Consider the following 18,283-nt stretch of genomic DNA (forward strand, 5'->3'; position numbering starts at 1 on the left):
AAGTTTCAACAGGATAAAGAGGCCCGGTTAAGCGGCGAATTGGAGCGCGACCGTAACCAGCTTAACCACGTATTGTACAACATAAAACGCCTTACAGAAGAAAAAGCACAGGAAGAAGAGAACCTGCAACAATTAACGGATAAGGTTGCCGACCTGAAAGAAGCGGTTGATGAATTGAGGCTAGCCCAAACATCGGCACGTAATGAGTTGAATGAGCTTACGCAAAGCAATAACAACCTGCAAAACCAAGCTTATAAAGCCGAAAAGGATATTGACATATTGCAAATACAGCAGCAGGCTTTAGAGCAGGAAAGCGAACGTAATATGGAAGATGCCGACAACAAAAAATCCGAACTTTCGCATTTTACCGAAGTGGTGGACGAATTGCAGCAGCGCGCCGAACTATTAGAAAAAGAATACCAGCAGGAACTGGAACTGGAAAACCAGCTACAGGAACAAATAACAGCAATAGATTCTGAACTAAATACCGTTAAAGAAAGCATTATTGTAGAGAGCCGTAAACTGGATGCCAAACAAAACGAGTATAACCTGACCAAAAGTTTGGTGGATAATCTGGAAGGCTTCCCCGAGTCTATCCGTTTCCTGAAAAATAACGCGGCCTGGGTAAAAAATGTGCCGTTGTTTAGTGATATTTTGTTTTGCCGCGAAGAGTATCGCATAGCAATCGAGAATTACCTGGAGCCTTTAATGAACTACTACGTGGTAGAAAATTATGACGAAGCAATACGGGCCATAAACCTGTTAAGCAATTCGTCAAAAGGCAGGGCGCAGTTTTTTGTGCTGGATAACTATTCCAAAACCATAACAAACGAAATAAAACCACATAACGACGGCTGGATACCGGCCATGAGCGTTATTGAAGTTGACAAACGCTATCAGCCGCTATGTAATCACCTGTTAAAAAACGTATATCTTGTAAATGATGATCTGGGCCACGAGTTAAATAATGCCCCAATTGAGGAAGGCATGGTGCTGATTGGCAAAAGCGGCAAGTTTAACAAAAGTAAATATACCATGGCCGGTGGCTCGGTAGGATTGTTTGAGGGTAAGCGTATAGGGCGTGCTAAAAACCTGGAGAACCTGGCCAAAGAGATCAAACAAACTGATGAGCGGGTGTTTGATTTTAAAACTCGTTTAGAGGATTTGAAAAACAAATCGGAGGCGTTAAAGGCATCGGGCAAGGCGGCAGATATTAAACAAAAACAGGAACAGCTTAACCGTTTAAATACAGAGCTGATAACCGTTAAAACCCGGCAGGAACAGTATCAAACCTTTATTGAGAACAGCCTTAACCGCAAGGATGATATCGCTCAAAAAATAAGCACCATTAAGGCCGACATACAAAACCTACAGCCGTTATTGGTCGATTTGAAAACGCAAAAGCAAGTTCAAACCGATTTGCTTGCCGAAAAGCAGGGCGAGTTTAATGAATTGAACGAAATGGTTACGGTACAATCAAATGCCTATAACCAGGAGAATATCCGCTTTCATCAGCAGCAAAATAAGGTTTCGGGATTGGAAAAGGATTTGGATTACCGTTTTACCCAACAAGAAACGCTGGAAAGACAGATCAAGCAAAACAGTGCGGAACTGGAAATTGTTAAAGCCGCCATACAGGAGTTTTTGCAAAATTCGGATACGTCAGACGATAGTCTTCTTGAAATGTACAGCCAAAAGGATGAGCTGGAAAAAGCCACCCAACAGGCCGAACAGGAATACTATACCTGGCGCGGCAATATTACCGAAAGCGAGAATGAAATAACTGTACTGCGTCGTAAAAAAGATAATGCCGAGGTTATTGAGAACGAATTAAAAGATGAACGCAATAACCTGAAACTGGAACTAAACGCGTTAAAAGAGCGTCTTTCTGTTGAGTTTAATATTGATATTGAAGAATTACTGGACACCGAAATACCGAAGGATGAAAATGAGCATGACCTTCGCGACCGTACAGATAAACTAAAACGTCAATTGGATGAATTTGGTGCCATTAACCCTATGGCTATGGAAGCCTACGCCGAAATGAATGAACGCTACCAGTTTATCCAATCGCAAAAAAAGGATCTGGGCGAAGCCAAAGCATCGTTACTGGCTACTATACAGGAGATAGACGATACCGCAAAAGAAAAATTCATGTCGGCATTTACGGGGATACGAGAAAACTTTATTAAGGTATTCCGTTCGCTGTTTAATGATGAGGATTCATGCGATTTGATATTGACCGATCCGGAGCACCCGCTGGAATCGGATATTGATATTATTGCGAAGCCCAAAGGAAAAAGGCCGTTATCTATCAACCAGCTTTCGGGTGGCGAAAAAACATTGACGGCAACTGCTATCCTGTTCTCGCTTTATCTGTTAAAGCCTGCCCCCTTCTGTATTTTTGATGAAGTGGACGCCCCGTTGGATGATATTAATATTGATAAATTTAATAATATCATCCGCGAATTTTCTAAGGATTCGCAGTTTATCATCGTATCGCACAACAAGCGTACCATTGCCAGTACTGATGTTATTTATGGCGTAACCATGGTTGAGCAAGGCATATCGCGGGTGGTGCCGGTTGATATGCGGGAACTCGTTTAGTTATGTCTATTATAAAATGTCATTTCGAACGTAGAGAGAAATCTATACATAGAATTTCCCGTGTATAGATTTTTTCGCTATGCTCAAGAGAGTAGTTCTCCTCGTACCTCGTCGAAATGACAGAAAATCTTATTTTGTCTTCAGCTTTTTATTGAATATCATTCCGCTAAACTGGTGACTTTCCATTTCTAAAGCCGCATCACGAGATTGACTTATGGAAAACGAACGCAAATCGCTGCCTATTGAAGCGTTTTGCGCCTGTGGTGCTACGGCTGTATAATTACCGGTTTTAACAAAGTTTAATGCATGGGCCAGCAATCCCTCGGTTGGGTCGCCAAAATCCTTGGTTACGTCATCATAATCCATAACACCCGGAAAACCGGTACTTCCTGGCGTCATACCCGCATAATAGTCGCCCTGCCCTCCTGAGTTTTTTGTTGAAAACTCAGGTATATACATCTGGTATTTATTAATATCAATATCAAAAAACCCAACCGGCTTACCATAGCTGGTTGTGCCTATAAACTGCACATCCATTGTGGGGCGCAAATTATTAATAGTAAGCTCGGCAGCTGATGCTGTTGAACCTGTAACTATAAAAAATACTCTGTTAACGTTAAGCGAGCCGACTTTTGAAAATTTTACTACATTACCTGCAACACTATAATCAAATTGACCGTAGTTATAACTTTGTTTAGTAGTTGGATCAAAACGTACCTGGTTGGCCAGTAAGGGCGCTTTGCCCGAAACAAGCTTATCATTAAAATAGGTATTGTACATTACGGTGCCTGTTTTGGCAGCGGGAACGATCAAATTACTTAAATATTCGGCGGTTGAAACATAACCCCCGCCGTTATAACGCAAATCAACAACCAGGTCGGTAACCCCATTGCTGTTAAAATAATCAAACGCGGTATTTAATTTGGCATCGGCAATGGCATCTGATGTAAAACTGTTAAAAACCACATACCCAACTTTATGGCCGTTACCCTGGTCAAAAACTTTATAGGCTAAAACAGGGTTTGAAGTATAATTAGCCACATTAACGGTAGCGGTTATGGTTGTGGCATCAGGCTTTTTAAGCGTTAGCGTAATAGTATTACTATTGTAAAAAGCATTAATTACAAATTGCACATTGGTACCCGAGCTGCCATCATAAGCAATATTGGCATTACCATTAATGGCGGTAACCTGGTAACCCCGTTTTATGCCGGCAAGGTCTGCTGGCGAACCCGGGTATACGTATTTTATACGCAGGTCGTTTACCTGATTGTACAGTGGAGCTAAACCAAAGTCGCCCCTTGTGCCATTTAATTGGGTTGACGTAGTACCATCATCAATAAATGAATATTTTGCTTCGCCCGGCGATGGGGTATAATATTCATAGGGTTTGCCGGTCGACGGATTTATTTTGTACTGCGATATTTCATCGACCTCGGTAGTTAGGGCCTTGATATCCGTGGATCCTGTTACGCTGCGCGGATTAAATGTTGCGTAATCAGGCAAAGCGTCATACCATAGGTAATCTTCCTGCGCGTATAAATAAATTGAATCTCTTATCAAATCAAGCGTTGAGCCTTGTTTAGAAGGCTGAAGAGTTGGTGTTGTAGTTTGTTTATCCTTTTTGCAGGATACCATCCAACCACTTAACAACACTAAAAATAGGTAAAAAAACTTCCTCATACTGTCCTTATAATTAATCCTTAAAACGCATCCAATACAAATATATTATCTATTTATTACTGGTTATCAACTCGTTTGCATAAATATAATCAACACCGCAGGCTTCTGCACAAAGGTTGTCTGCCCCGGCATTTCCAATCATTACTATATCCCGGCGCTGTAATCCATGTTCAGTTAACAACAATTCAATTACATTGGTAGCGGGCTTCGGTTTTATTTCATCAGCAAAATAGCAGGTCAAATAACCTTCAAGCCCATGCCATTCGGTTTGTTTTATTTTATTTAACTGCTGCGCAGGATTACCGTTGGTAACAATAAAAATCTTTTTTCTGTCAACCACTATTTCCTGCAACATTTCCAATATCCGCTGATAGATCAATAGCTTTAAAGGCAGCTTTACAGTAAGCAATAAATGGTAAAAATTAACACGATATTTTTCATCAATATTAAACTGAGCCTTTACCGCCTCAAAAACATTTTCCTTCTCTCCTGCTAAATACGTATTTACCATCAAATTGGTTGCCACCTTGGCATCTATCAGGTCGGTATACTCTAAAAAACTGGCAAACAGGTAATATACCTGGAACAAGTAATCCTTTTCGGGGTATATCACATCGTCCAGTTCAAAAACAAAAGCCTGTTTACGCTTGTCTATATCACTATATTGCATCAATACTATTTAAAATCTCAATGCCGTACTCGCTAAATAATTGCGCGGCATTGTTTAAGGTGTTATATTCATCATCACCCAGGGCATATACGCGTGTAACGGCATTATCTAAACAAAGCGTAAGCATTTGGTGGGTGTAAGTTTCTGATACCGGATTAGGCAAATTAATCATACTACCATTTTGCAGCATAAAAGCTGGCAGCTCAACATAATCGCCCAGTATTACCTGCTCATTATTTAATTTACCTTTAAGGTTATGTGATACAACTGACGTTGCCCGGGTAATCAATATTTTCACAGTTGATCAACTATTAATCCATCCTTCATCAAAACTTTACGGTCCGACAGGTTGGCCAGGTCCTCATTATGGGTTACAATTACAAAGGTTTGGTTAAACTCGCGGCGCAGCTTAATAAAAAGCTCATGCAGTTCGAGCGCGTTGGCCGAGTCGAGGTTACCCGATGGTTCGTCGGCAAATATTAACGCGGGCTTATTTATAAGCGCCCTTGCCACAGCTACCCGCTGCTGCTCGCCGCCTGATAACTGGTTGGGTTTATGTGTAAGCCTGTCGCCTAAACCTAATAACTCTAAAAGTTCGGTAGCTCTTTTTACCGCTTCGGCGCGCGAAACGCCGCCTATAAATGCGGGTATACATACATTTTCAATAGCGTCAAACTCGCTCAGTAAATGATGAAACTGGAATATAAAACCTATCTCTTTATTACGGAAAGTGCTTAAATTTTTATTACTAAGCTGATCAAGTGCTACGTTGTTAATAAAAAGCTGCCCCGAGTCGGGCTTATCCAGCGTGCCCAAAATATTAAGCAACGAGCTTTTGCCCGCGCCTGACGCACCAACTATGGTTACAATTTCGCCTTGTTCAACGTCAAAATCAACGCCTTTTAATATTTGAAGCTGCCCGTATGATTTACGGATGGACCGTGCTTTTAGCATTTTACAAAGTTAATTTTTTTAGTCGCAGAAGTTATACCGGGACAGCGTAGTTGTTAAATTTTTAATTATGTGCTTTATTAAAGGCAAAAGATTAACAATTTCATAATAATGGTAATATTTTAAAACTTCTTTGCAACAATTTTGAGTTACTCCTCAACTAAAATCAAAAAAAATGTAGATTTACTGCAAATTCTACAAAAAGCATGAATATTCACGAATATCAGGGTAAAGCCATCTTAAAAAGTTTTGGTGTAAGAGTTCAGGAAGGCATTGTTGCCGATACTGTTGAGCAGGCCGTCGCAGCTGCTCAAAAATTAAAGGAAGATTATAACTCAAGCTGGGTTGTTGTAAAAGCCCAGATACATGCGGGCGGTCGCGGTAAAGGTGGCGGCGTTAAGCTGGCCAAAAACTTGGATGAAGTTAAGCAAAGAGCGGGTGACATATTGGGGATGCAATTAGTAACCCCGCAAACCGGCCCCGAAGGTAAACTGGTACGTAAAGTATTGGTTGCGCAGGATGTTTACTATCCAGGCGAAACCGAGACTAAAGAATTTTACATCAGCGTTTTATTGGATCGTGCTGCTGGCCGTAACATTATTATGTACAGTACCGAAGGTGGTATGGACATTGAAGAAGTTGCCGAGCACACCCCACATCTGATATTTAAAGAAGAAGTTGACCCTAAAGTTGGTTTACAAGCTTTTCAAACCCGCAAAATAGCCTTTAATTTAGGCTTATCCGGTGATGCGTTTAAAGATATGACCAAGTTCATCGCGGCTTTATATAAAGCATACGATGCTACTGATTCGTCAATGTTTGAAATTAACCCGGTGTTAAAAACATCTGATAATAAAATATTAGCCGTTGATGCTAAAGTAAATTTAGATGAGAACGCTTTATACCGCCATCCTGATTATGCAGCTATGCGCGATACTGATGAGGAAGATCCTACAGAAGTTGAAGCAGGTAAATCAAATTTAAACTATGTAAAGTTGGACGGTAACGTAGGCTGTATGGTTAACGGTGCAGGTTTAGCTATGGCTACCATGGATATTATTAAACTGGCCGGTGGCGAACCTGCTAACTTTTTAGACGTAGGCGGAACGGCCAACGCGCAAACAGTTAAAGCCGGTTTTAACATCATATTAAGCGACCCTAACGTTAAAGCTATCCTGATCAACATATTTGGCGGTATAGTACGCTGCGACCGTGTTGCACAAGGCGTTATTGATGCCTATAAAGAAATTGGCGACATCCCTGTACCCATCATTGTACGTTTACAAGGCACCAACGCTAAAGAGGCAAAAGAACTGATAGATAACTCAGGCTTAAAAGTTTACTCGGCTATCTTGTTAAAAGAAGCTGCGGAGATTGTTAAGCAGGTTTTAGCTTAGTGATTGGTGATTAGTTAATTAGAGATTAGTTAATTAGATAAATATTAAAGGGGCGATTAGCCCCTTTTTTTTGTTTAATATAGTTTATGTAATTTCATTCATGTTTAAATCGTCACCAGTCCTTTTAAATTGTTTACTGACTTGCCTATTATTTACGGCTTGTGAAGACAAAAAACTTGAAAATAATATTATTGTTGTACGGCCCAATATGGTAAGTAATTCTATTTATAAAAAGCTGGATAGGGAAACCGACCCTTTTGATTATTTTGCTTCGGACACTACCAGAAAGTCAAAAACTACTGACTTATTTTACTACAATAGCTTAACCGATTTTGGTGACACTACCCGTTCGAGAATTAATATATGTACCGCTTACATTGACTCAGGTTTATTAAGAATCAATATTGGCTATAGCTATGGATTTGGCGGAAAGGGTTTTAATATTATCTGTGCAGATGATAAATATAGCGTCATTCCCTATCAAACAACCGATCAGCCGAGTAAAGAAAAAACTAAACCGACTTATAAAATCATTAAACAAAAGCTAATATTAAACAAATCCCGATATATGGTGGGAGACAGTATTTTTGGATATGTTGATTTTAAATTAATCGAAGATCAAAAAATAACACATATCGGCAAGGGTTATTTTAGGGGAAAAATAGAGTAGCCATAAGCTTTTAACCTACTACCTATTTCTCCACCTTACTTAACCAATCTTTTATAGCGGCCTGCAACGCAGGGGTAATACTTTTAACATCGTCCAATGTTTTAACTTGAACCAAACGGCGGCCGTCTGTATAATCGCCGGTTAACAGGCCTGCTGTGTTATCAATTTTCGCCCCACTCGGGAAAACCATCATGATGCGTTTATGCAGGTTCATTACAATAATGTGGCGCAAATATTCTTTGGGATCAAATGGCTTTATCTCGCCTGAATAATAAAAGCTGGGCGCGTTCCATTTAATTTCCTCCGCAATTTCAGCGCTTGTGCGTAAAATAATTTGACGCAATGCCTGAACGATCTCTTTGGTGGGTTCTTCCAATTTTTCAATATAGGCTGATACTAATTCGATATCGGATAATTTCTGTTTAGCCATAATGCTAATTAATTGTTAGTATACGCACTCGCCTCCACCGTGTTTACCGGGCTTACTTTATTATAATCGGGCACAAAAGTTTCAGCACTGCTAATGGCCATATCCATTTCAAAATTAGCCGGGTATGGCGTGTTTAACAAACTACCTTTAGGCGCATACGGAAACAATTCGGCATAGGTTAATATCTCGCTATGGCTTATCCTGCGGTAAATAAACATACGGTGTATATCATCGGGGTGTTTAAGGCCAGCAGCGCCAATCATTTGTATGGCACTTGCCACCGTTTGATCATGAAAGTTGGCTACCCTTGTTTTTTTATCTTCAACCACCAAACCCTTCATCAGACTTGGGTCTTGCGTAGCAACACCGGTTGGGCACGTATTGGTATTACACTCCAGCGCCTGTATACAGCCCAGGGCAAACATCATTCCGCGGGCGCTGTTGCACATATCTGCCCCCAGTGCAAAGTTTTTAACCAGGTCAAACCCGGTGGTTACTTTTCCTGAAGCTATAATTTTAATTTGCTTTTTAATGTCAAACCCGGTTAAAGCATCATAAACAAAAGCAAGTGCCTCGCGTAATGGCATACCCACCGAGTTAGAGAACTCCAGCGGTGCCGCGCCTGTTCCACCCTCGCCCCCATCAACGGTAATAAAATCAGGGTATATGCCCGTTTGTAACATGGCCTTGCAAATGGCTAAAAACTCGCTTTTGTGGCCCACACATAACTTAAACCCAATAGGTTTTCCATTGGATAGCTCACGCAGCTTTTTAACAAACTGCATCATCTCCACTGGATTGCTAAACGCGGTATGATATGGCGGCGATATTACATCTTCGCCCATCTCAACGAGCCTTATCCGCGCTATCTCGGGCGTAACCTTAGCGGCAGGCAATATACCTCCATGACCGGGTTTGGCCCCCTGCGATAGTTTTATCTCTATCATTCTTACCTGTGGCAGGTTGGCGCGTTCGGCAAACGCCTCGTAATTAATGGTGCCATCTTTATGGCGGCAGCTAAAATAGCCCGTACCTATTTGCCAGATGATATCGCCGCCTGGTTGTAAATGATAATCGCTTAAGCCACCCTCGCCCGTATTGTGTGCAAAGTTGCCAATTTTAGCTCCTCCATTTAAGGCCAAAATGGCGTTTTGACTTAACGAGCCAAAGCTCATGGCCGATATATTAAATATACTGGCATTATAAGGCTGCTTGCATTGCGGCCCGCCTACTACTACTCTTGGCGACATATCCAATTGTTTATGATCAATAGCGCCTATACTATGATTTAGCCATTCGTACCCGTTTTGATAAACATCCAGTTCGGTACCAAATGGGCGCGTATCATCAACCTTTTTGGCGCGTTGATATATTACACTTCGGCTTTGACGGTTAAAGGGTGTACCATTGGTATCGCTTTCTACAAAGTACTGCTGTACTTTGGGCCTAATATCCTCAGCTAAATAACGCAGTCGCCCAAATACCGGGAAATTACGCACAATGGTATGTTTGGTTTGCAGCAGATCATAATACCCTAAAACAAACAGCGGCCCAAAAATCACAAACGACCATACAGCAGGCTTCCATAATAAGCTCCATCCTACCAGTAATGCGATAATAATTAAAGAGGATGCTATAAATAATTTTCTCATGCAGTTGTAATATAACGTAAATCTAAACGATTGTTTGGAACAAAAAGCGTGTTAATGAGTTAATGATTGCACAAAATGTCTGAAAAATGTAAATTATAATAAATATATGTTTAAACACCTATTTATTGCCTTATATTTGTTCCGACAAAAAAAACAATCATATCATGGCAACAACAAAATGGGTATTAGACCCAATGCACTCAGAAGTACAATTTAAAGTAAAACACTTAGTAATATCAACCGTAAGCGGCTTTTTTAAAAGCTTTGAAGGCGAATTAACAACAGATAACGACGATTTTCAAAATGCCGACATCAATTTTTCATTAGATGTTAACAGCATTGATACTAACCAGGAACAACGCGACGGTCACTTAAAATCGCCTGAATTTTTTGATGCGGAAAAATATCCAAAAATATCTTTTAGCTCAACATCATTCACTAAAGATGGTGATGACTACAAGTTAAAAGGTAATTTGACCATTAAAGACGTAACCAAACCGGTTAGTTTAGCTGTTGAATTTGGCGGCGCGGCAACTGATTTTTATGGCAATAATAAAGCAGGTTTTGAAATTACCGGCAAAATTAACCGTAAAGAGTTTGGCTTAACCTGGGACGGCATTACCGAAGCAGGTGCAATAGTAGTTGGCGAAGACATCAAATTATTTGCCAACGTACAGTTTGCTAAGCAAGCGTAATTTTTTTAACTGATCTTTTATTCTCGATGTCATTTCGAACGACAGAGAGAAATCTATACATCTGCAAATTGCGTGTGTATAGATTTCTCCTCGTACCTCGTTCGAAATGACATTTGTTTTTATATACCTTTGAACATGCTCATCAAGATATACCCAGAAAACCCGAACGAGAAAGCCATACAGCAGGTGGTAGAGGTGTTGCGCAAGGGTGGTATCATCATCTATCCTACAGATACGGTGTATGGTTTAGGGTGTGATATTACCAATCATAAGGCTATAGAGGCCATCTGTAAGATCAGAAACATTAAGCCCGACAAAGCCAACTTCTCCTTTATTTGTTATGATCTTAGCCATATATCAGACTACATTAAACCCATCGATAACACCACTTTCAGGGTGTTAAAAAAGGCATTACCGGGGCCGTTCACTTTTATTTTTAACGCCAGCCACATGGTACCCAAGCTATTAAGTTCCAATAAAAAAACAGTGGGTATACGTGTGCCCGATAATAATATAGCGCGTTGTATTGTAAAAGAACTGGGCAACCCTATCCTATCCACCTCTATACACGATGAAGATGAGATCATCGAATACTCAACCGACCCGGAACTGATATACGAAAAATACCAGGACCTGGTGGATATAGTGATTGATGGTGGCTATGGCGATAACATTCCATCTACCGTAGTTGATTGCACTGCCGGTGATTTCGAGATCATTCGTGAAGGTAAAGGAGAGTTGGAAGTGTATTTGTAAACTTACTGCATCATTAAACTGTCATTTCGAACGAGGTACGAGGAGAAATCTTTTACACCATGCAAGTGGCAGTCATTCGTATAAGATTTCTCACTGCGTTTCGAAATGACATTTTTATTAGTATTACCCCCTTATCCGTTTAACAAACCCAGCTATCTTATCCATATATCCATCCTCACCCAGTAGTTTAACAAACGCGCTGCCTACAATGGCTCCATTGGCATATTGGCAAGCTTTGGTAAACGTTTCGTTGTTAGATATACCGAAGCCTATAATAGTAGGGTTATTCAACTGCATGGCTTTAACACGCTTGTAATAATCTTCAATACCGGTTGACACACTCAGGTTGCCACCGGTTATGGATGATGAAGATAACAGGTAAATAAAGCTATTGCTTAACGCATCAATTTTGCGGATGCGATCTTCAGAGGTTTGAGGAGTTACCAGGAATATATTGCTCAGGTTATTATCCTTAAAAAAGCCTACATACAATGTTTCATATTCATACATAGGCAGGTCGGGTACTATAACGCCATCAACTCCTGCTTCGGCGGCCATTTTGCAAAAACGCTCCACACCAAACTGTACAATAGGGTTTACATAGCCCATTAATAATATGGGGATGGTAACGCGTTTTCGCAAGTCTTTCAACTGTTCAAACAGCAGAGTTAGTGTCATGCCATTATCCAGCGCTTGCTGCGAACTGTTCTGGATAGTGGGACCATCGGCCACGGGATCTGAATAAGGGAAACCTATCTCTAAAAAATCAGCCCCCTCCCCTTCTAACGCCTCGGCAATAGCAATAGTAGTATTTATGGCAGGATAACCCGCGGTATAGTAGATGGATAATAAATTATCCTTTTTTGTTGCGAAAAGGTTGTTTAAGCGATTCATTAGTTAGTTGATGGTTCATAGATCATAGTTCATGGTGTTAGTCGCTATGAACTATCAACCATGAACTATGAACCCTCTAAAAATTAAAATATTTTATATATGTATCCAAATCCTTATCACCACGACCGGATAAACAGATAATTACGTTATCATCTGCCTTAAATTTCATTTTCTCTAATTGCGCCAATGCGTGGGCCGACTCAATAGCCGGGATAATTCCTTCCATTTGTGAGCACAGTAAACCTGCCTGTAAAGCTTCATCATCAGTAACGCTGGCGTATTGTGCGCGGTTAATTTTATACAGATGCGCATGCTGCGGACCAATACCCGGATAATCTAACCCGGCAGAGATAGAATAAGGCTCTACCACCTGCCCATCATCAGTTTGCATCAAAATGGTACGGCTGCCATGTAAAACACCTTCACGACCCAGAAAAGTGGTCGCAGCCGAATACCCGCTATCAACACCTTTGCCCGCAGCTTCTACAGCAATCAATTTTACGCTTTCATCATCTAAAAAATGATAAAACATACCCATGGCATTACTGCCGCCGCCTACACAGGCCATTACGTAATCAGGTAATTCTTTCCCGGTATGTTCCTTTAACTGGATCTTAGCTTCGGCAGATATAATAGACTGGAATCTGGCCACCATATCAGGATATGGATACGGGCCAACTACCGATCCGATAATGTAATGTGTATCAACCGGGTTACCTATCCAGTCGCGCAGGGCCTCGTTGGTAGCATCCTTCAAAGTTTTACTGCCTGACTTTGCCGGCACAACCGTTGCACCCAGCATTTTCATACGCGATACATTGGGTGCCTGGCGGGCCATATCAACCTCGCCCATATAAACCACACATTCAATACCCATCAGCGCGCAAACCGTAGCAGTAGCTACACCATGCTGGCCCGCGCCGGTTTCGGCAATGATGCGTTTTTTGCCTAAGCGTTTCGCCAACAATATTTGCCCAATGGCATTATTTATTTTATGCGAGCCGGTATGGTTAAGATCCTCGCGCTTTAAAAATATGTTTGCGCCATATTTTTCAGAATAGCGCTTAGCCAGATAAAGCGGCGATGGTCTGCCCACATAATCCTTTAAAAGCAGATCGAACTCGGCTTTAAAGTCGGCATCATTAATAATGGTTAAGTATTGTTGCCTTAATTCTTCAACGTTGGGGTATAGCATTTCGGGTATGTATGCACCACCAAAATCTCCGTAATAGCCTTGTTCGTTAACTCCGTATTTCATTAGTTTTATAGTTAAGCATATCAAATGCTTTTTTTAATTTTTCAATGTCTTTTAATCCGGGTGCTGTTTCAAATTTACTGTTTAAATCAACCCCGTAAAACTGCGGATGGGATATTTGTGCCACCTCGTCCAAATTATCCAAACTTAGGCCCCCGCTTAAAAAAAAGGGTATGTTTAGTTTGTAATTATCTAGTATGCTCCAATCAAACGTTTTGCCCGAGCCGCCATGCAGATCGGTTTTGGTATCGAACAGAAAATAATCGACTTTGTTAGCATAATTATTTAATTGCTCAAAATCAAAATCGTTGTTTAAGCCGAATGCTTTAAAAACCGTTACGCTGTTTCTAAAAGCATCCGCAAATTCGGGGCTTTCATTGCCGTGTAGCTGTATGGCATTAAACCCATATTCTTTTATCAGACTATCAATGCGTTGTTTACTTTCGTTAACAAAAACAGCCGTTTTATAAATAGTTCCGGGCAAACCGGCTAATATATCCGCCGGTATATCACTAACATACCTTGGCGAAGGCTCATAACAAATAAACCCCATGTAGTCCGGGTTTAAAGCTGCTATGGCTTTTATATTTTCCTCATCGCGTAAACCGCAAACTTTTATTTTCATTTTAATTCTCCAGCAGGGCCTTAAAGCTTTTTAATGCCGCTTTGTTCATTAATGCTTCTTCGGCTTCGTAAAAACAATCACCAAAGGTTTTGTGCGCATTTATGGTTTTTATAGCCATTGCCGCATTAGCCAATACCACATTGTTTTGCGCTGTGGTAGCATCGTTATTAAGCACCTTTTCAAATATATCTGCCGACTCGGCAACCGTACTGCCCCCCGCTATTGCCGATGGATGCAGCCTGTCAAAACCCAACGCCTCAATACTGTTTATTTTTTCACCATCGGCAGAGAATGTTTTAAAATCGCAGGTAAGCGATATTTCGTCATAACCCTCTAACGCGTTCAGTATAGTATACTTTACATCTGATTGCTGATAAAGATAAGCATATATACGGGCAAGCTCTAAATTATAAACGCCCACTAATTGAAGTTTGGGCCTTGCGGGGTTAACCATAGGGCCAAGCATATTAAAAAATGTTTTAACCCCAAGCTCCTTACGTATTGGCGCAACAGTTTTCATAGCGGGGTGAAATAATGGCGCGTGCAAAAAGCAAATATTTGCTTTGTCAAGCGATGTTTTAAGCTTGCCGTCGTCGTTAGTAAACTGGTAACCTAAGTATTCCATTACGTTTGACGAACCGCAACCTGATGACACACCATAGTTGCCATGTTTAGCTACTTTATATCCGGCCCCGGCAACCACAAATGATGCCAGGGTAGATATGTTAAAGGTATCTTTTCCATCGCCCCCGGTACCACAAAGGTCAATCAGGTCATCGCGCTCCAGATCGAGCGGCAGGCAAAGCTCCAGCATGGCATCCCTGAAACCCTCCAATTCATTAACCGTAATGCTGCGCATGCAATAAGCCGTCATAAAAGCGGCAATTTGCGAGTTGTTAAATTTACCCTGCGTAATAATGGTTAAAATGCTTTTAGATTGCTCGCTGGTAAAGGTTTTATTTTCAAATAGATGATTTAGTATTTGTTTCATAGATTATCCCTAAAGGGAATTAGTTTACGCTTTAAACATGTTAAACAAAAAAGGGTTACCTTACGGCAACCCTCTTAGATATATAATATTTTATAATACACGGGATTGCCTTACGATTTTAATCGTTAAGCCACCACCAATTATTATTTAAATTTTTAACGTTCATTTACACAACAAATATGAAAATAGTTTTTACTAAAAGCAAGCAGAAAGTTTATTTTTGGTTCATAGTTCATGGTTCATAGTTCATGGTATATAAAATAAAAGCTAATAACCATTGATTAAATTCAAATGTTTTGACAAAACGAAGACTAACTATGAACCATTAACGATGATCCATGAACCCCTAACAATAACCAATGCTCCTACATAAACGCAAATTTAATCCCGAAGATGATCTTGGTTTTGGCCAACAGCCGGTTATAAAAAACCAGCGATTAATTAATCGCGATGGCTCTGTAAATGTTAAACGAAGGGGGGTATCGCGGTTTAGTACATCAAATAACTACCATACCCTCATCACTATGGGCTGGGGTAAATTTTGGGTATTTGTTTTAACCGGCTACTTAATTGCCAATCTTATTTTTGCCGCCATATATGTATCGTTAGGAACCGGTAGTTTAAACGGCGCTGAAGGCATTAATTTTTTTGAGCGTTTTATGGATGCCTTCTTCTTTTCTGCGCAAACCATATCAACAGTAGGTTACGGCCATATTAGTCCTCATGGCATGATGGCCAATAGTGTTGCCGCAATGGAATCAATGATAGGATTGTTAGCGTTTGCGTTAGCAACCGGTTTGCTATACGGGCGCTTTTCAAGGCCGTCTGCAAAAATAAAATTCAGCAAAAATCTGCTGGTGGCACCTTACCAGGAAAATGGCAGGGGTATTATGTTCCGCCTGGCCAATTTAAGACGCAATACACTGATAGACCTGCAAATGGAAGTCATATTTTCGTACAATGAAGATGTTGACGGAAAAAAGATACGCCGTTTTTTATCGTTAGACCTGGAACGTAAACGGGTAAGCATACTTACCATGAACTGGACCGTTGTGCACCCGCTTAATGACGACAGTCCCTTACGGGATATCACCCCCGAGGATATGCAAAAAGGCGAAGCCAGCTTTGCCATATTGTTAAAAGCATTTGACGATACTTTTTCGCAAACAGTACACTCGCGTACCTCTTATCAATTTGATGAAATGGTTTGGGATGCCAAATTTAAACCAGCCTTTGATCGTGACGTGGAAGGAAGATTGGTATTAGATCTGGATAAGATAGATCATTTTGAATTGGTAAGATAGCCTATAGATGATGGTTCATAGTTCATGGCCAAACCTACCATGAACTATGAACCATCATCTATGAACCTATTTCAATAACGGATATTTCTCTTTAGCAAAAACATTATACACCAATTTATCCAATACACCCGGTATAAGTTTACTAAGCAATACCGTTAATTTACCCTGCCCCGTCATAATTAGTGTACGCGCACGATTCTCCACACCATCAGCTATAATTTTTGCCACTTCTTCGGCAGTCATCATTTTTTCTTCGTGCAGGGTACTCTCGCCTTGTTGTTGTCCTTTTTTATCTAACGCGGTGTTGCGGATGTTTGATGCTGTAAAGCCTGGGCAGGCTGTTAATACATGCACACCGGTTTTTAAATTCTCTACCCGTAACGCATCTAAAAAACCGTTCATGGCAAATTTTGATGCCGAATAGCCTGTGCGCCCGGGCAAACCTTTATAGCCTGCAATTGATGATACACCTACTACACTGCCTTGTGTTTTCAGTAATTCGGGCATGGCATATTTGGTACAATAAACTGTGCCCCAAAAGTTAACATCCATTAGTGTTTTCAAAACCTGCACATCGGCATCTTTAAATAAAGCCCGCATGGATATGCCCGCATTATTTACCAATACGTCAATTTTCTCGAAGGTGGTAATGGCTTGTTGTATTAAATGCTCGCAATCTGTTTCAATGGCTACGTCGCATTGTACAGCTATGGCTTTAATGTTGTATTGCTGTTGCAGGTTTTGTGCTATTTCGCAAAGGGTTACGTATTGCCGTGCGGCTAAAACCAGGTTAGCGCCGCGCGAGGCAAATTCGGTTGCTAATGCTTTACCAATGCCTGATGATGCACCGGTGATGATTACAATTTTATTGGTCAATTTCATATTGCGGCTTATACAACTGCGGCATGCCCTGCACTTTTATTTCGGGCACTTTAAACAGGTATTTGGCAGCGAATATAAACATAGCTCCGTAAAAATATTTAATGTATTGCCAGCTAAATTTGGGTATAGTTTGAGTTTTAGCGTTTATAATATAGGTTTTAGGGAAATAATAGTTTTTAAGTCCGGCAAGCTGCATTCGGTACGACAAGTCAATATCGTAACCAAAACGCACAAAACGTTCATCAAATAACCCAACTTCATTAAACACATTTTTGCGCAGCAGCATAAAAGCGCCATTCAAGATATCCACTTCTGTTGTTTGAAACTCCTCTACCCATTCCTTACGGTTACGATTGTTTAACCTTGATTTTGGAAAATACTTAGCCAAACCAACCAGTTTAAAAAAAGCTGCCCATGGTTTGGTAAGCCCGCGATTTGATTCGGGCAGGAACCTGCCCTGTGGCGATAACATACGTACACCTGTTCCACTGGCATCACGATGGGTGTCCATAAACTCTAATACTTTCTCTAAAGTATCTTTGCCGCAAATTGTATCCGCACTGACCAGTAAAATATACTCACCCGTAGCCTTTTCAATAGCCCGGTTATAACCTTTGGCCATGCCTTCATTAACCTGGTTGGCCAAAATATGGAACTGCGGAAACTGGTAACTTATCATTTCGATAGAGTTATCGCATGATGCATTATCGACTATAAAAACCTCATAGTCAATATCTTTGCCTGCATTAATTAAGGAATTTAACGCTTGTTTGAGTAAACTACACTGATTGTAATTTACCATAATAATTGTCAGTTTCATA

The 18,283-nt window shown here is 40.6% G+C and carries 18 protein-coding genes; 6 read left to right on the forward strand and 12 right to left on the reverse strand.

Translation table 11 applies throughout. The features are described 5' to 3' along the window. The coding region (smc, locus tag ABI367_RS08780) for a chromosome segregation protein SMC (RefSeq protein WP_462226751.1) at window positions 1–2,607 on the forward strand (2,607 nt) is incomplete at its 5' end. 129 nt (window positions 2,608–2,736) lie between these two features. Here smc and ABI367_RS08785 read toward each other — a convergent pair. The 4 genes from ABI367_RS08785 to ABI367_RS08800 are packed head-to-tail and all read right to left on the reverse strand — an operon-like array spanning window position 2,737 to window position 5,914. Beyond that, the gene (locus ABI367_RS08785; RefSeq protein ID WP_462226753.1) at window positions 2,737–4,290 is read right to left on the reverse strand and encodes a S41 family peptidase; all 1,554 of its coding nucleotides are present in this window, start codon (window positions 4,288–4,290) and stop codon (window positions 2,737–2,739) included. Between the two features lie 49 nt (window positions 4,291–4,339). Beyond that, on the reverse strand, window positions 4,340–4,960 hold the full coding sequence (locus tag ABI367_RS08790; protein WP_462226755.1) for an HAD family hydrolase: 621 nt from the start codon (window positions 4,958–4,960) through the stop codon (window positions 4,340–4,342). Next, window positions 4,950–5,258, reverse strand: coding sequence for a hypothetical protein (locus ABI367_RS08795; protein ID WP_462226757.1), 309 nt, complete (start codon window positions 5,256–5,258; stop codon window positions 4,950–4,952). The genes ABI367_RS08790 and ABI367_RS08795 overlap by 11 nt, the downstream gene beginning before the upstream one ends. Beyond that, window positions 5,255–5,914, reverse strand: coding sequence for an ABC transporter ATP-binding protein (locus ABI367_RS08800; RefSeq protein WP_462226759.1), 660 nt, complete (start codon window positions 5,912–5,914; stop codon window positions 5,255–5,257). Before ABI367_RS08800 ends, ABI367_RS08795 begins: the two co-directional genes overlap by 4 nt. Window positions 5,915–6,117: 203 nt before the next feature. Between ABI367_RS08800 and sucC the strand changes: the two genes are divergently transcribed. Together sucC and ABI367_RS08810 are read left to right on the forward strand one after the other, a co-directional pair. Continuing rightward, window positions 6,118–7,308: an ADP-forming succinate--CoA ligase subunit beta gene (gene sucC, locus ABI367_RS08805; protein WP_462226761.1), complete on the forward strand. Its 1,191-nt coding sequence runs from the start codon at window positions 6,118–6,120 to the stop codon at window positions 7,306–7,308. A gap of 70 nt (window positions 7,309–7,378) precedes the next feature. After that, complete coding sequence (locus ABI367_RS08810; protein ID WP_462258070.1) at window positions 7,379–7,978, forward strand: hypothetical protein; 600 nt, start codon at window positions 7,379–7,381, stop codon at window positions 7,976–7,978. Window positions 7,979–8,000: 22 nt separating this feature from the next. On the opposite strand, the gene ABI367_RS08815 is transcribed toward ABI367_RS08810, so the two are convergent. After that, window positions 8,001–8,408, reverse strand: a complete 408-nt coding sequence (locus ABI367_RS08815; RefSeq protein ID WP_462226765.1) for a DUF1801 domain-containing protein — start codon at window positions 8,406–8,408, stop codon at window positions 8,001–8,003. 8 nt (window positions 8,409–8,416) lie between these two features. Further along, the gene (locus tag ABI367_RS08820) at window positions 8,417–10,060 is read right to left on the reverse strand and encodes an FMN-binding glutamate synthase family protein (RefSeq protein ID WP_462226767.1); all 1,644 of its coding nucleotides are present in this window, start codon (window positions 10,058–10,060) and stop codon (window positions 8,417–8,419) included. A 164-nt stretch (window positions 10,061–10,224) separates the two neighbouring features. On the opposite strand from ABI367_RS08820, the gene ABI367_RS08825 reads away from it, so the two are divergent. Further along, window positions 10,225–10,755, forward strand: a complete 531-nt coding sequence (locus tag ABI367_RS08825; protein WP_462226769.1) for a YceI family protein — start codon at window positions 10,225–10,227, stop codon at window positions 10,753–10,755. Window positions 10,756–10,890: 135 nt separating this feature from the next. Continuing rightward, entirely contained in the window at window positions 10,891–11,511 is a 621-nt protein-coding gene (locus tag ABI367_RS08830; RefSeq protein WP_462226770.1) for an L-threonylcarbamoyladenylate synthase, read from the forward strand. 123 nt (window positions 11,512–11,634) lie between these two features. On the opposite strand, the gene trpA is transcribed toward ABI367_RS08830, so the two are convergent. From trpA to trpD, 4 genes are all read right to left on the reverse strand, one after another. Continuing rightward, window positions 11,635–12,405, reverse strand: coding sequence for a tryptophan synthase subunit alpha (gene trpA, locus ABI367_RS08835; protein WP_462226772.1), 771 nt, complete (start codon window positions 12,403–12,405; stop codon window positions 11,635–11,637). Between the two features lie 76 nt (window positions 12,406–12,481). Further along, window positions 12,482–13,663, reverse strand: coding sequence for a tryptophan synthase subunit beta (gene trpB / locus ABI367_RS08840; RefSeq protein ID WP_462226774.1), 1,182 nt, complete (start codon window positions 13,661–13,663; stop codon window positions 12,482–12,484). Further along, the gene (locus ABI367_RS08845) at window positions 13,647–14,285 is read right to left on the reverse strand and encodes a phosphoribosylanthranilate isomerase (RefSeq protein WP_462226776.1); all 639 of its coding nucleotides are present in this window, start codon (window positions 14,283–14,285) and stop codon (window positions 13,647–13,649) included. Before ABI367_RS08845 ends, trpB begins: the two co-directional genes overlap by 17 nt. A gap of 1 nt (window position 14,286) precedes the next feature. Next, on the reverse strand, window positions 14,287–15,276 hold the full coding sequence (gene trpD, locus ABI367_RS08850) for an anthranilate phosphoribosyltransferase (RefSeq protein WP_462226778.1): 990 nt from the start codon (window positions 15,274–15,276) through the stop codon (window positions 14,287–14,289). A gap of 359 nt (window positions 15,277–15,635) precedes the next feature. Here trpD and ABI367_RS08855 point away from each other — a divergent pair, with 359 nt between their 5' ends. Then, on the forward strand, window positions 15,636–16,580 hold the full coding sequence (locus tag ABI367_RS08855) for an ion channel (RefSeq protein ID WP_462226780.1): 945 nt from the start codon (window positions 15,636–15,638) through the stop codon (window positions 16,578–16,580). A 66-nt stretch (window positions 16,581–16,646) separates the two neighbouring features. On the opposite strand, the gene ABI367_RS08860 is transcribed toward ABI367_RS08855, so the two are convergent. Together ABI367_RS08860 and ABI367_RS08865 are read right to left on the reverse strand one after the other, a co-directional pair. Beyond that, on the reverse strand, window positions 16,647–17,462 hold the full coding sequence (locus tag ABI367_RS08860; RefSeq protein WP_462226782.1) for an SDR family oxidoreductase: 816 nt from the start codon (window positions 17,460–17,462) through the stop codon (window positions 16,647–16,649). Continuing rightward, window positions 17,446–18,282 (reverse strand): glycosyltransferase family 2 protein, encoded by an 837-nt coding sequence (locus ABI367_RS08865; protein ID WP_462226784.1) that lies wholly within the window; start codon window positions 18,280–18,282, stop codon window positions 17,446–17,448. Before ABI367_RS08865 ends, ABI367_RS08860 begins: the two co-directional genes overlap by 17 nt. Window position 18,283: the final 1 nt, after the last annotated feature.

The organism is Mucilaginibacter sp. (genome assembly GCF_039935595.1).
Classification (GTDB): Bacteria; Bacteroidota; Bacteroidia; order Sphingobacteriales; family Sphingobacteriaceae; genus Mucilaginibacter.